This is a genomic window from Leptolyngbya sp. Heron Island J, assembly GCF_000482245.1.
Classification (GTDB): Bacteria; Cyanobacteriota; Cyanobacteriia; order Phormidesmidales; family Phormidesmidaceae; genus Leptothoe.
Window position 1 is genome coordinate 332,092 of the sequence record NZ_AWNH01000115.1, and the last position, 14,449, is coordinate 346,540.

Sequence of the window (14,449 nt, forward strand, 5' to 3'; positions counted from 1 at the left end):
TGGGCAGTGCTTACTGGCCTAGACTCATACATTTATTCTAATCAATTGACAGTTTTTATTCGACATAGGTAATAAATCCAGAGATCTCTTCCCATGGCGGCAGCATCCAGGTCCAAAACCTTTTCTGTACTTTGCCATGGGTAAATTTCCACATGACTAAAATCTTTAGACAGCTGTCTAATCTGCTGCTCTGCTCGGATGTAATACGTTTCCAAACGAAAATTATGAGATTCATCTCGAACAATGAGATAGTTCGCTTTTGCTAGTATTTGTCGGTTTATGGAACGATTGAATAGCCGAAATAAACCTAGCATCACTAGATTTTCATAGGTTTTAAGAGGATTGGCTCCAATTTGTTTTTGCCAGGTAAGTTCGTTCTCTAACGCTTGCAGGTTATGGCTAGAAAAGAAAAAATAACATCCTTGCTTACCCACGCGCTTAATCTCTTGCAAGATCTTGAGCCGATCGTCATGGGATACGTAATCGATGCCATTGTAGCTAAACAAAATAAAGTCAAAAGAGTTGTTATCTAATTGACTTAAATCCCTGGCATCAGCGACTGCAAAGCTCATAGGGTGGTTCAGTTTTCTAAACCGTTGCTGACAGGCGGCTACCATCTCAGATGAATAATCAATGCCAACATACTGTTCCACGAGGGGGGCAAAATGCTGGGCGGTGCGACCACCGCCCACACCGATATCTAACATTTTCATTCTAGGCAACTGGTCTCGCAGTCGCTCCAAAAGAGCAGACTCGGCTGGCTGTAAACGATTCAGTTGTGCATAGTAATTAACGATATCTGCGGCAGCGTAAGTTGTTGCGTTTCTGGTGCCCATAAATGCCAGCTTGGCTAAAAACCACTATCAAGCACGTCTGGTAAATCTCTGGTCTCCCTTGGCAAGACACAACAATCTGCCGTATATGTTCGGCAGATTGCGTTATACATAGCTGCTAGTGAACGCTTTTAGCGATCGCAAGCAGCCCAGGGCAAACAAAAGAGAGATTGCCAGACGATAGTTTGTAAATTGCGTGAAAGTGATGATTAGCTAGACTTTGGCAAAGCGCTGGACTAAGCCTCGTAGGCCTCCATGGGTAGGCAGGAGCAGACTAAGTTGCGATCGCCATAGGCTTGATCAATCCGATTAACCGTGGGCCAGAACTTACGTTCCTTGGTCCACGGGGTGGGATGCACTGCCTGCTCACGGCTGTAGGGCCGCTCCCACTCTGCTGTGAGGTCAACCGTCGTATGGGGCGCATTGACCAGCGGATTATTGTCCTGGGGTAGCTCACCCGTTTCGATTTGGCGAATTTCATCCCGGATGGCAATCATGGCATCGCAGAAGCGGTCTAGCTCTGCTAGAGATTCACTTTCGGTGGGTTCTACCATGATGGTGCCTGCTACGGGCCAGGACATGGTGGGAGGATGGAAGCCATAGTCAATCATGCGTTTGGCAATATCATCCACGTTGACGTTAGCGGATTTCTTAAAGCTGCGTAGATCCACAATGCATTCGTGGGCCACCAACCCCGCATTACCTTTGTAAAGGATGTCGTAGTGACCTTCCAACCGCTTGGCGATGTAGTTAGCGCTGAGAATTGCGGTTGCAGTCGCGTGGGTAAGACCTGCTGTTCCCATCATCTGAATGTACATCCAGGAAATGGGCAGAATGCTGGCGCTACCCCAGGGGGCCGCTGATACTGCACCGACAGATTGCTCAGTTCCTAAGATGGGTGTCAGACAATGACTGGGCAAAAAGGGCACTAAGTGGGGCTGTACACCGATGGGGCCAATGCCGGGACCGCCGCCACCGTGGGGAATGCAGAATGTTTTATGCAGGTTCAGGTGACAGACATCAGCACCGATGTCTCCAGGACTGCACAGACCTACCTGGGCATTCATGTTGGCCCCGTCCATATAAACCTGACCGCCATGCTGGTGGATCAGGTTGCACACGGTGCGGATGGTTTCTTCAAAGACGCCGTGGGTAGATGGGTAGGTGATCATCAAGGCCGCTAGCTGATCGCTGTGTTTTTCAGCCTTGGCTGTCAGGTCGGCCACGTCGATATTGCCGTCGTTGTCGCACTTGACACCCACCACTTTCATCCCGGCCATCACTGCACTGGCTGGATTGGTGCCATGGGCGGATTGGGGAATCAAACAGATGTTGCGGTGGTCGTCACCTCGCGACTGGTGGTACTGACGAATCACCAGCAGACCTGCATATTCTCCCTGGGAGCCGGCGTTGGGCTGGAGGGAAATGCCAGCAAAACCAGTGATGTCAGCTAGCCAGGTTTCGAGCTGCTTAAATAGCACCTGATAGCCTTTGGTTTGATCCAGCGGAGCAAAGGGATGAATCTGGCCAAATTCGGGCCAGGTGACCGGCATCATCTCGGCGGTGGCATTGAGCTTCATGGTGCAGGAGCCGAGGGGGATCATGGCGGAGGCCAGGGAGAGATCCTTCATTTGCAGCGCGTACATATAGCGCAGCATCTCGGTTTCTGAGTGATAGCGGTTAAATACAGGATGGGTGAGGTAGTCGCTGGTGCGGGCTAAGTCTGTTGGGATAGCAGGTTCAGACTTGAGGCGTTCTATGGCTGGCATTGGCAGGTCGCCAGCGAAGACTTGCAGCAGCTGGACAACGGCCTCGGGTGTGGTGGTTTCGTCCAGAGAAATGCCAATGGTGGAGGCGTCAATGCGGCGCAGGTTAATTTTCTGGGTCAGAGCGCGATCGCAAATTTCTCCAGCCTGCTCCCCAGCGTCCACTGCCAGTGTGTCAAAAAATGGTGTTTGGGGAATGCCAAAGCCGAGCTTGCTTAACCCTTCTGCTAGCACCACCGTCAGCCGATGCACACGGGTCGCCATGGCCTTGAGCCCGGCGGGACCGTGATAAACCGCATACATACTGGCCATTACTGCCAGTAGTACCTGAGCGGTACAAATATTGCTGGTGGCTGAGTCTCGACGAATATGCTGCTCACGGGTTTGCAAGGTCAGACGCAGTGCCGGTCTGCCCTTACTGTCTTTGGAAACGCCCACCAGCCGACCGGGTAGCTTGCGAGCATAGGCTGTCTTTGTCGAAAAGTAGGCGGCATGGGGACCGCCATAGCCCAGGGGTACGCCGAAGCGCTGAGTATTCCCAACGGCAATATCGGCTCCCATCTCACCGGGGGACTTGAGCAGCGTCAGGCTCAGCAGATCAGCGGCAACCGTGACCAGGGCACCCGCCTCGTGGGCAGCGGCGATCGCATCGGTGTAGTCGTAAATTGCCCCAGTGCTGGCGGGATACTGTAACAGCAGTCCAAAGAATGGCTGGCTAAAGTCGGGTTGCTCGCTGACCACTACAGTAATGCCCAGGGGGAGGGCGCGGGTCTGAATTACTTCAATGGTCTGGGGGTGGCAGTCTGCCGATACCCAAAAGATTTTGGCTTTTTTGGCATCTTTGTTTTTGCAGACGCCCAGACTCAGGGTCATGGCCTCAGCGGCAGCGGTGCCTTCGTCGAGTAGGGAGGCGTTGGCAATTTCTAGTCCGGTCAGGTCGCTGACCAGGGTCTGGTAGTTGAGCAGGGCTTCTAGACGACCCTGGGAGATTTCGGGCTGGTAGGGGGTGTATTGGGTGTACCAGCCGGGGTTTTCTAAAATATTGCGCTGAATCACCGGTGGGGTGATACAGCCGTAGTAGCCGAGGCCGATGTAGTTGGTGAAGACCTGATTCTGGGTTGCGATCGCACGAATTGTTTGCAGGGCCTTATGCTCACTCAGGCCATCCCCCACAGCTAGGGCCTCAGACAAGCGGATCTCAGCCGGAACGGCTGCATCAATCAAGGTTGATAAACCGTCATAGCCCAATACTGACAGCATCTGAGCAATGTCCGTCTCCGTCAGACCAATGTGTCGTTGAGGAAAATCATTAGGGACCGCTAATTCACTTTTCCAGGTATTCGAAAGGGTTGCAGACATTGACTGAGACTGTTCGTAGGACATCAATAGCTCCAGTGAGGCCACACAATTTAACTAATAAAGCAATCAGCTGGACATCAGCTAATCCCCATAGCAAAAACCATCAGAAGGTATCTGATGGCTATAAATACTTATTCTGACTTATTTTATTAGGGATTTCACTGGCAATTCATGGCCCCGCGTCTCAGACGACTAGCAATGAATTGCCACGTGGCTGTTAGAGCCCTTCAACCTGCTCGGAATACTCCTCCGCAGTCATCGTATCGTCGTCTATGCTATCTAGATCATCGGCCTTAACCCTGATTAGCCAACCATCGCCATAGGGATCATCGGCAATCTGCTCTGGAGCATCCAGCAGCTGATCGTTGCGTTCAAGCACCTCGCCATCCACAGGGGATTTCAGGTCTTCTACTGCTTTAACTGACTCGATGGTGCCAAACTTTTCACCAGTTTCTACGTTGTCACCCAGCTCTGGTAGTTCCAAGAACACCACATCACCCAGTTGGTCAATCGCAAATTCTGTAATGCCAATAGTAACGATGTCACCGTCGATCTTTAGATACTCATGGGTATCAGTGTATTGCAAATTGTCAGGATATTCAAAGGCCATGGGGGTTCCTCAGCACGATCCATAACGTGTGAACAATAAGCCGTTGCTGATTTTCAAAGGTGAATCGAGCTGCTCAACCGGGCCATTAGACCAGACTGTACAGATCAAATCACATCAAGGCTCAGCAACGCCAAAATGAGTCGCCCAGTGCCTGTGATCACAGGCCTTAAGCATGGTGCTCCCTGATGGATAGCATTCGTTGATGAAAGTTTGCCACGGAAGTTGGCCCAATTGATAGGGGTTTTAGACTTTTTCTTGGTTTTTACAGGTTTTTTTTGGTTAACTTGCCTCAAAAAAACATTGATGCCATACACTAGCCGCAGAACCTATGAGTGACCTGTTTCCCCGGCAAATCCATGGCAAATTTTACTGACGATATTCCTGAAGCCAGGCGTGAAACCCTGATCTCAAGCCCTGAGCCATCGTTAGCAAAACCTGCATCGAATAGTACTGCTTGGATTTTGCTTGTGATCGCTATTTTGGGTTTGGCAGGAGCTGGCATTTGGTGGTTCAAACCCTGGACTTCAGTGGTGGATATCCCTGAGCCGGTTGAGCCTGCCGCTACAGGGTCAGCCGTGGCTGCCGAACAGGCGATCGCTGCTAGCGAGACTGCAGCCCCCCCCGCCCCAGACAGCGCCTCGACAGACAGCGCATCAGAGAATAGCGAATCCAACGATCCAGTCAGTCTCCTGGGGCACCGCCAGTACGCCCTGGCCGATACCAACAGTCTGGTGGCCATATCCACGAACGCCATGGTGCGGCTCAAACCGGAAGCGGCTCAAAAAGTGGAAGCTATGATTGCGGATGCAAAAGCAGCGGGTGCCCACCTGGATGTTATTTCTGGATTTCGGTCCCTGGAGGATCAGCAATATCTCTTTTTTGACCTCAAGGCCGAACGGGGGCAGACCACACAGACCCGTGCTGAGGTCAGTGCTCCTCCTGGATATAGCGAACACCACACGGGCTATGCGATTGATTTTATCGATGGCACTCAGCCCGCCACCGATCTGGAGGTCTCCTTTGAAGGGACTCCAGCCTTTCGCTGGCTAGAAGAGAATGCCGCTTACTACGGGTTTGAGCTGTCTTTCCCCAAGGGCAATGATCAAAATGTTGCCTATGAGCCCTGGCATTGGCGCTATGTGGGTAACCAGGAAAGTCTAGAGCTGTTTTATCAGGACTAGTGATCTGTCAAGCCTAAGATTGGGGATGATGTCGGTAAAGAGTGAAGGGTAAAAGGGATGAAGCGTCACTCCTTACCCTTCACCTTTCATCAAGGTCAGAATCCCCATTTTTAGCTTTGGACACTGCACTAGTTGCTGATCCTCGGTGTGATTTCATCGGTCAAGTCTGGGCGAATGGCCCGGCTGAGTAGCTCGGTTCCTTCCCTAAATCAGCAACGGCTTATTCTCCACTGCCCCACAAGACTCGGTCTAAACTCTGTTGAAAATGAGGGTCATTGTTGGCAGTTGTTTTAATCACAGCTTCGCCAGTATGAACAGACGCGGGCAACCAGAGGTATGTGCGAGCCTGACCGCGTCCTTTGATATCAATACAGCCGCGATCTTCAAATGAGTATTTGGCTTTGAGGAGCTCGTAGGTATCGGCGCTGACCTGAATCCGACCCACGACCCCATGGGACTCCATGCGGCTGGCAATATTGACGGCATCTCCCCACAGGTCATAGCTAAACTTCTTTTTACCGATAACGCCGGCCACCACGGGACCAGTATTGATGCCAATCCGCAGTTTGAAAGGGTGTTGTTGGACGGCGGCTTGCATATCAATGGCCATGGCCATGACGGCTGCGGCATGATTTTCCATGGGGGCAGGCACTCCCCCTACTACCATGTAGGCATCGCCTATGGTTTTAATCTTTTCTAAGCCATGGCGTTCGGCCAGGGCATCGAATATGGAAAAGATATCGTTGAGCTGACAGACTAAATCGGTGGGGGCTGTTTTGGCGGCTAGCTGGGTGAAGCCGACAATATCAGCAAACAAAATGGTGACATTTTCAAATCGAGAGGCAATGGCGGTACGGTTGGAGAGATCGTTTTTAAGTCTGTTTGCGATCGCAACCGGCAACACATTCCGTAACAGCGCTTCTGTTTTCTCCTGTTCACCCCTGAGGGCAATTTCTGCGGCCTGTCGTTCCTGCACCTCCTGAGAGATTTGCCCAAACATCCAAGCAAACGCGCGGATCACCTCTCCCAGCTCATCCTGTTGAACGTGTTTGAGACTCTTGAACTCAGCTATCTGGGGTCGATCAACCACAGCCGCCGCCTGACACAGATCATCCCGTAGCAATAGCAACGGGTTAATCAGCATCCGCTCCAGCATAAAAATTGTCACCAAAGTGACAAAGGCCGCAATAATGATGACGATCAATAAAATCAGGAGAGAATACTGAACCATGTAGCGTTTAACAGAGTTGGCGTCATGGCGAATAACCAGGATGTAGCGATCCTGAAATTGCTGGCTGGGCCAGGCCACGTCGTAACGGGTACCTGATTCTACTAACTGTGTTTCAACCCGGCTTAAGCCACTGGCTGGCACCCCTAATGACGGCATTTCTCCAAAAGAGTCAATGAGTTCTCCCGCCTCGCTGTAGAGGACAGCTCCCAGAATAATCGAGTCGGTCTTCAAAGCTGTCTGAGCTTCTACCAAAAGTGACGTAGACAGCATATCTAACATCACGTTCGCTTTAATGGTAGCGATCACCTCTTGAGAGAGTGTTTCTAGCTCCCTCAATTTGTCCGCCCGTCGCTGACGATAGGACGGGATAAAAACTACAAATTCAATTACGACCAGGCTCAGAAAAATCGACGTCACAATTTTCCGAGACAGCCGGGACTTTAGTAACCCCAAAGACGTCTGCAAAACACTAACCATGGTGATTGGTCAACTACCACAACTGGAAATAGCTACATAGATGTAATACCCATCAATAAGGACAGACGCTCGCTGATGCTGTGGCAGACCCATGGTGGGTTAGCCCCTTTAGTGGCCTATCATACAAAATCTCTCTGGACCAATCCTGAAAATTGGCAAAGGATCTCGTGAGGAGGGACTTAGGTATCCCAAAAGAATCGTTACCTAAACCCATGCGCTAGACTGATGAAGATTCACCCATGTTTAAGAGAGCCAGGCAACCGCTATGACTATCGCTGTTCCGCCACTGTCATCCCTGCGTTTGCAGGAAATTCCTAACCTGACTTACCAGTCGGCTACCGATCGGTTTGATGCCACTTGGGCCGCTCCCCTCTCAACGCTCTTGGGCCTAGGCCGAGCGGCTGGAGCTGATTTTATTGAATTTTTCCTGGAACGGCGTAACTACATCAGCTGTCTAGCTGAAGATGATGCCATTACCAGCATCTCTCCGAGCCTGACGACGGGGGCCGGGGTTCGAGTATTTAAAGGCAAATCAGACTGCTATGTCAGTACCAATGATGTTACTTTTCAGGGTCTAAAAGCAGCCCTTGAAAAGGGGCTATCAATTATGGGGCTGCTGCTGCCAGCTACCTCGGCCTATGTGCCCGAAGTCACTCTGGAAATGTTTCGGGACTATGGGGCTACTAAGGAAAACTGGCTGACCAACTGTAGTTCTATGCAGGTGATGGGTGATGTTTTGTTGGGGGCTAATGCTTCGGTTGCCAAGGTGGCTAAGCACCTACAAGCGCGACGCACGGCCTACTTTAGAGATTGGCAAGAAGTGCTGGTGGCCAGCAGTGATGGTACCTTTGCCCGTGATATTCGCCTGACTCAATCGGTGGGTGCCAATGTTCTCTGCGCTGATGGCGACCATCGTTCTTCCATCGGTCAGCGGCTGGGTAATACCAGCGACCCGAGTTTCCTAACCGCATGGGATTATGGCACCACCGCTGCAGAGCTGGCTGAGTCGGCGGGCAAAATGCTCTATGCCGACTACGTGGAGTCCGGTAACTATCCCATTATCATGGCCAATCACTTTGGCGGTGTGATCTTCCATGAAGCCTGTGGCCACCTGCTGGAAACCACTCAGATTGAGCGGGGTACGACTCCTTTTATTGACAAAAAAGGTGAGAAAATTGCCCACGAAAACCTGACGGCATGGGATGAAGGCCGGTCTACGGAATCCTTTGGCACCATTGATATGGATGATGAGGGCATGCCTGCCCAGCGCACCTTGCTGATTGAGAATGGCGTGCTGAAAAACTTTCTGTCTGACCGGGCCGGGGCGATGCGCACGGGTCACCCCCGTACTGGCAGCGGTCGTCGACAGAACTATACGTTCTCGGCAGCATCCCGCATGCGCAACACCTTTATTGATACTGGTGACTACAGCCTGGATGATTTGTTTGCTTCGATTGATCGCGGCATCTATTGCAAGAAAATGGGTGGTGGTAGCGTCGGTGCCACTGGTCAGTTTAACTTTGCTGTTGATGAAGCCTATTTAGTTGAGAATGGTAAAGTGACGCGTCCCCTCAAGGGGGCAACGCTGATCGGAGAAGCGGTGGATATTATGCAAAAGATTTCCATGTGCTCGCAGGATTTGAGTTTAGCTCCGGGGTTCTGTGGCTCCATTAGCGGCAGCGTTTATGTCACTGTCGGTCAGCCTCACTTGAAGGTGGACAGCATTACGGTAGGTGGTCGTTGACCTACCCCGCCGCCCCTCCCAAGAGGGGAGAGTTTTTGGTTATGGAGCAAAGCTTTTGGAAGACACCATAACCTCGACACCTTAGGAAGAAAAATTCTTTTTTGTGGGCAATAATGTCCACCTTCATTCCCTATTCTCTTCACCCATAATGTCCAAAGTTACTGAAATTTCTGCAAACGCTCAATCCATAGCCCAGCGGCTGGGCATTACTAAATATGATATTTACGGTGCCACCACTGATAGCACTAGTGTGCAGGTGGATAAGGGAGAGCCTAAGCAGGTCAAAGCATCTAACCGAGCCAGTATTACGGTACGGGTGTGGAACGACCAGGGTCGGTTGGGGGTGACCTCGACTACTGATGTGGATCAGCGCGGTCTGGAACTGGCTCTCAAAACAGCGGCTGAGGCCAGTGCCTTTGGGGCAACTGAGAATATTCCTGACTTTAGCCCCGAGGCGACGGCTCCCTTGCCGGAGGTGGAGATTACTCTGGCTGAGCCCGCTCCGGTGGGAACGCTGATTGAGCGCTTGGTGAAGGCTGAGCAGTCACTATTGAATGCCCATGATGCGATCGCAAGTGTGCCCTACAACGGTATTGCCCAAGACACCAGCGAGCACTTTTATGTCAACAGTGACGGTGCCCAGCGCAGTGCAGAACGCACCGCTGCCTCGGTTTACCTATATACCAAAACAGAACAAGAAGGGCGTAAACCTCGCTCTGGCCATGCTGTGCGGGTGGGTGTGGGTCCTGATACTCTTGATGTCGATGGCTGTTTGCAGGAAGCTACTGATAAAACCCTGAGCCACCTGGATTACCAAAAAATTGAGTCAGGCAAATATCGCGTTGTCTTATCACCAGATGCTGTTTTAAGTCTGATTCGGGCCTTTGGTAACCTGTACAATGCCCAGAGTGTTCTCGACAACCGTAGCCTTTCCACCGTCGATAGCCTCAATACGACCATTGCTTCGCCGCTGCTCTCGATTTATGACGATGCCCTACACTCAGGCAATGTGAGTCCCGAAACCTTTGATGGTGAAGGCACACCCACCCGCCGTTTACCTATTATTGAAAACGGTGTCCTGACTAATTTTTTGCACAGCGCTGGTACCGCTAAGCGCATGGGGGCTCAACCCACCGGTCACGCTAGCATTGGTGCCAAAGTCAGCGTCGGCAGCAATTTTCTGCATATCACCCAGGGGCAGCCTGCAGAAACCAGCTATAGCCTGGACGATGCCGACAATGTTGTCTTAATCGATGACTTACAGGCGCTTCACGCCGGGGTCAATGCCCTCCAAGGCTCCTTCTCACTTCCCTTTGACGGTTGGCTAATCCAAAAGGGCAAGCGCACTAGCATTGAATCCGCTACCGTCGCTGGAGATTTTCGTCAGCTGCTGCAGTCAATTGTCTATGTCTCCCCTGACGAGGAAATTACCCCTAGCGGTGTTGCCCCCCATGTGTGGATCGATGAACTATCGATCACTGGGGAATAAGTCCACGGTCCACGGTTATGTGTATTTCCATGCTGAGAACGTATCAATTGTGCTCAGCATGGAGACATATCCACATACTAGTGAGGACACTAATGTTTTCATGTTAAAGACACTGTGTTTTGTCTAGATCACTTAAGAATTGTGCGATATGGGTAGTAGATAAACTCCCCTATTGTTGTAAGAATGACAAGCCTTACAGGTTCTTCTCTAACATCTGGTTTGCCTAATTTTTCCAGATACGGTTTTCGAATAGAGTCTGAATTAGGGGTGAACCGAGCGGGCGGACGAGTTACCTATCTCGCGACCCATCTCAAAACAAAACAGCGGGTAGTTATTAAACAATTCCAGTTTGCCAAGTCATCTGACTGGGCCGGGTACGATGCTTTATTACAGGAAGGGCAGGTGCTCAAAAGCCTGAAACATCCAGGCATTCCCAGATATTTGGGGGTTTTTAAGTCCGACGATGGCTTTTGCATGGTCCAGGAATATAAACGTGCTAAAAGCCTGGCTGAACCTCGCAGCTTTAGCCCCGATGCCATCCGTCAGATTGCCATCTCCTGTTTAGAGATTCTGACCTATTTGCAAACTCGGATTCCTCCGATCATTCATCGCGACTTTAAACCTGCCAACATTCTGGTCAGTGATGACTTGCAAGTCTATCTTGTCGACTTTGGCTTTGCGCGCATCGGTGATGGTGAAGTCGGTATGAGTAGTGTCGTTAAAGGCACTCTGGGGTTTATGCCACCGGAGCAAATTTTTAATCGGCAGCTGACCGAAGCCTCGGATCTTTATGGCTTAGGCATGACCTTGATCTGTCTGCTGACCAATACCCCTGCCCATCAGGTCGGTAAGCTGGTGGATGTTACCTATCAAGTGGATTTTAATCAGCTTAAGGCTGACTTGAGCTGCCAATGGATCGCATGGCTGGCAAAAATGGTAGAACCTCGCTTAGGCGAGCGTTTTGCCAACGCCAGTGTGGCTCTAGAAAACATTCCAGACCATGGTCTGCGTCAGCCACAAATCACGTTGAAGCAGTCAACTATCGAGCTAAACGCTAACCATCGAGGTGAGTTGTTAACAGCCGCTATCACCCTGAATAATGCTGTCCCCGAAACCCACTTAGCGGGACGTTGGCAGGTGGCTCCCCACAGCAGCGACCCTAATAACACCAACCATCACAGCTGGATTCAATTCTCTCCAACTGATTTTCATGGCAATGACATCACCACTCAGATTCAGATTGATACCGGCAAGTTGATGGCTGGGCAAACCTACCAACGCACTTTATTGCTCAAAAGTAATGCCCAGCAATCGGTCTATGCTCTGAATCTAAATGTGCAGACGGCTCCCATGCCGCTACTTACCCCTAAAGGTACTGCCTATCCATTGCTGATGGTTTTGTTAGTTGCCTGTTGGAGTACAGTTTGGATTGTCAGTTCTCTGGCTCCTGAATATGACGCGTCCATTCCCGGTGTCAGCAACGGTCTCAGCGTACTGGCTATTTTTGGCACCAGTCTAGGCTTACAAATTGCTGGCTGGCTTTTGCATGAAGCCAGGCTCAAGTCCCCGGCAGCTCGGCTGATCACCGTTATTGGGGCTGTGGGGGTAGCGTTGATTGCTCCCTTATGTCTGGTGCTGGATATCACTCCTACCGATGGCATTACGACTGCGATCATTGTGGGCCTGGGGGCCATTGGTGGCAGCATTGTCGGTGCGACTAATGGATTGACCATTGATCGCTTTTGGCAGCAAGGGTTTCAACCAAAATTTGCCATTGGCCTATCTTTACTTACAGGTCTCCTGGGCACCGGGCTCGGTTTGATAAAAGGTCTTACCATCAGTAATCCCTGGATGACGTTTGGGGTAATTGCCAACGGTATTGGCATTGGTACGATGCTGACCTACTTGCCAATTCGTCGGGCGCAAGCCATTGCCCTGTATCGCCGCAATGTGGAACGCAGTTTGATTCGTCCTTAGGGCGTTGCATTTTGGGGGCACATTTTAGGATTAACAAGGTAGCATTAGGGTGTTTATTGGTTGGTCTGGTTTGCAGTCTATCCAGGCATAATTTTTTAAGAGGGATTTTTGGGATGGCTCTTCGGAAACTAACACCATTTTTAGTGTTTGGGTTGCTAACAGTGGCAAGTGAAGCCTCGGCCCATATGATTGAGACTAATTATTTCCTTGATCGGTTTTCCAATGAGCAGTCCCAGCAGGTGCTAAAAATGCAAAGCACCTATAGCAACGGTCAACCGCTCAAAGGGGCTAAGGTCAATATCTATTCACCCAACAATCCGGTAACGCCCTGGGCGCAAGGGATAACGGATAGTGAAGGTCGGTTTAGCTTTAGTCCTGATCAAACCAAGCCCGGAGATTGGGAAGTGGTCATCCGGCAACAGGGCCATGGGGATATTTTGACGGTACCTGTGGATGAGGCTGGGGTGACGACAGAGCTGATTAGCGATCGCAGCGACACTGACATTCATTATGGCAGCAGCTCCTACCTCGGTTGGGTAGTCTCCCTGGTTACTCTGGCTGGCTTTGGTCTTTGGCGTCGTCTTCAAAAGTAATTGCCGACTGACTCTATTCTAATAATTTTCAATTAACTGCAGATAAACGGCTGCCATTAGAGATGGAGCCGTTCATCTGCAGTTTGCTTATGCTTAATGCTAGAGTTCAAACTCGTTGCAAATACTGGTACTCTTCGTTCTTCAAGCAATCCAATAACTCAATTAGTTTTTTCAAACGATATACCAGCTCTGCTTGCGGTTTATCATGCTCAAGTTGCAAAATTACCTGCTTAGTATGGAGTAGTACAGAGTCGGTAAAAAACTCGACAAACGTTTTCCGGGTTGCTGGAGCTAGCTGCACCAGCGGTAGTGTAAACAGCTCACCATTGATAGATAAATCCGTAGCGGCTTCCTCGCCAATTCGGGCAAAATCAGTGCGCGCCAACCACAGCAAAAATGTGTCAGCAACCTCAACACGACACATTAGTTGCTTATCGCTACTAAAAAACTCGATATTTAGCATGGTCTATAACGCTATCTGCATTGAGTATGACGCAATTAAGCGAGCAACGCATGATGCTAGGAAAACACTTCCTGCAGCTAATGTCCTAATTATAAGACAGTACTAATGAGGAATCCTTTGCCTCAGTTACATTAAACAAAATTCTGAGCAAAGGTTCAGTAAGAAAATCGGTGCTATGGCAAAGGATGGAAGAATGATAATAAAAGGTATGAGAAAAATACTTGAAAGTGGCAACGTTTTAGGATTCTAAATTGTCCGAACTAAAGCTGTACCTGCTGTTGCCTGATTGAGCTACCGCACAATGGTTACTTAGTCGCGCCGCACAATTTAAAAACAGAAAGCGCCCCTCATTTGAGGGGCGCTTTCTCTGCTAAATCAAGTTAGCAGTTGCAATCAAACCAGGACGACTACGCGTTGATGGAAGGAGCAACCATAGCAACAGGAGCCGCTTCACCAGCAGCCAAGTCGAGCGGGAAGTTGTGAGCATTACGCTCGTGCATAACTTCCATACCCAGGTTGGCGCGGTTGATCACGTCAGCCCAAGTGCTCACAACACGACCCTGAGAGTCGATGATGGACTGGTTGAAGTTGAATCCATTCAGGTTGAACGCCATCGTGGAGATACCCAGTGCAGTGAACCAGATACCAACAACGGGCCAGGCACCCAAGAAGAAGTGCAAGGAACGGCTGTTGTTGAAGGAGGCGTACTGGAAGATCAAACGACCG

Annotated in this window: 10 protein-coding genes and 1 pseudogene; 5 read left to right on the forward strand and 6 right to left on the reverse strand. The window is 50.4% G+C overall.

Annotated elements, in window-relative coordinates:
* Positions 1-41: 41 nt before the first annotated feature.
* The 3 genes from N836_RS71785 to gcvH all read right to left on the reverse strand — a co-directional run bounded on the left by N836_RS71785 (position 42) and on the right by gcvH (position 4,568).
* Entirely contained in the window at positions 42-836 is a 795-nt protein-coding gene (locus tag N836_RS71785) for a class I SAM-dependent methyltransferase (protein WP_023076987.1), read from the reverse strand.
* Positions 837-1,069: 233 nt separating this feature from the next.
* On the reverse strand, positions 1,070-3,982 hold the full coding sequence (gene gcvP, locus N836_RS71790; RefSeq protein WP_023076988.1) for an aminomethyl-transferring glycine dehydrogenase: 2,913 nt from the start codon (positions 3,980-3,982) through the stop codon (positions 1,070-1,072).
* A gap of 193 nt (positions 3,983-4,175) precedes the next feature.
* Positions 4,176-4,568 carry a glycine cleavage system protein GcvH gene (gcvH, locus tag N836_RS71795; protein ID WP_023076989.1) on the reverse strand — a complete coding sequence of 131 codons (393 nt, stop codon included), beginning with the start codon at positions 4,566-4,568 and terminating at the stop codon, positions 4,176-4,178.
* 356 nt (positions 4,569-4,924) lie between these two features.
* Between gcvH and N836_RS71805 the strand changes: the two genes are divergently transcribed.
* Positions 4,925-5,749, forward strand: a complete 825-nt coding sequence (locus tag N836_RS71805; RefSeq protein WP_023076991.1) for a M15 family metallopeptidase — start codon at positions 4,925-4,927, stop codon at positions 5,747-5,749.
* A 220-nt stretch (positions 5,750-5,969) separates the two neighbouring features.
* Here the strand turns inward: N836_RS71805 and N836_RS71810 are convergent, their stop codons facing one another.
* Positions 5,970-7,457, reverse strand: a complete 1,488-nt coding sequence (locus N836_RS71810) for an adenylate/guanylate cyclase domain-containing protein (RefSeq protein WP_023076992.1) — start codon at positions 7,455-7,457, stop codon at positions 5,970-5,972.
* Between the two features lie 265 nt (positions 7,458-7,722).
* Between N836_RS71810 and N836_RS71815 the strand changes: the two genes are divergently transcribed.
* The 4 genes from N836_RS71815 to N836_RS71830 all read left to right on the forward strand — a co-directional run bounded on the left by N836_RS71815 (position 7,723) and on the right by N836_RS71830 (position 13,260).
* Positions 7,723-9,201, forward strand: a complete 1,479-nt coding sequence (locus N836_RS71815) for a TldD/PmbA family protein (protein ID WP_023076993.1) — start codon at positions 7,723-7,725, stop codon at positions 9,199-9,201.
* 148 nt (positions 9,202-9,349) lie between these two features.
* Positions 9,350-10,690, forward strand: a complete 1,341-nt coding sequence (locus tag N836_RS71820; RefSeq protein WP_023076994.1) for a TldD/PmbA family protein — start codon at positions 9,350-9,352, stop codon at positions 10,688-10,690.
* A 183-nt stretch (positions 10,691-10,873) separates the two neighbouring features.
* Positions 10,874-12,667 carry a serine/threonine protein kinase gene (locus N836_RS71825; protein WP_023076995.1) on the forward strand — a complete coding sequence of 598 codons (1,794 nt, stop codon included), beginning with the start codon at positions 10,874-10,876 and terminating at the stop codon, positions 12,665-12,667.
* 113 nt (positions 12,668-12,780) lie between these two features.
* Positions 12,781-13,260, forward strand: coding sequence for a carboxypeptidase-like regulatory domain-containing protein (locus N836_RS71830; RefSeq protein ID WP_023076996.1), 480 nt, complete (start codon positions 12,781-12,783; stop codon positions 13,258-13,260).
* 106 nt (positions 13,261-13,366) lie between these two features.
* Here the strand turns inward: N836_RS71830 and N836_RS71835 are convergent, their stop codons facing one another.
* On the reverse strand, positions 13,367-13,723 hold the full coding sequence (locus N836_RS71835; RefSeq protein ID WP_023076997.1) for a hypothetical protein: 357 nt from the start codon (positions 13,721-13,723) through the stop codon (positions 13,367-13,369).
* 407 nt (positions 13,724-14,130) lie between these two features.
* Positions 14,131-14,449 (reverse strand): annotated as a pseudogene (locus N836_RS75065) (photosystem II q(b) protein); the annotation flags it as partial.